Raw genomic sequence first — 247 nt, 5'->3', positions numbered from 1 at the left:
CTTCGGTGAGCTCTACCGCTACGGCGTTGAGTGGAAGTTCCGGGCCGTCGGGCAGGGCTACGCGTCCGGCCTGCGCGGAATCGCGCTCGACTTCGGCGTCAACGTCTCCTAGCAGGCTGTCCCGGCGGCGGCGCCCGGTGGCTCGCCCCTGGGCGTCCGCGCCGCGGGCGGGTCGTTTGTCGAAAAGCAGTCTGCCGTGCTGCGGTCTCTGGCACGATGGCCGCATGGTGTCTGGAGAGACTCCGAG

Annotated in this window: 1 protein-coding gene; it reads left to right on the top strand. The window is 70.0% G+C overall.

The window, feature by feature from the left end:
- A partial coding sequence (locus FMEAI12_RS26790; RefSeq protein WP_146776775.1) for a TerD family protein occupies positions 1-112 on the top strand: 112 nt, incomplete at its 5' end.
- Positions 113-247 lie beyond the last annotated feature (135 nt).

The organism is Parafrankia sp. Ea1.12, from assembly GCF_900465275.1.
GTDB lineage: Bacteria > Actinomycetota > Actinomycetes > Frankiales > Frankiaceae > Parafrankia > Parafrankia soli.
The sequence above is the reverse complement of the archived record's forward strand: the minus strand, read 5'-3'. Positions and strand labels throughout refer to the sequence as shown.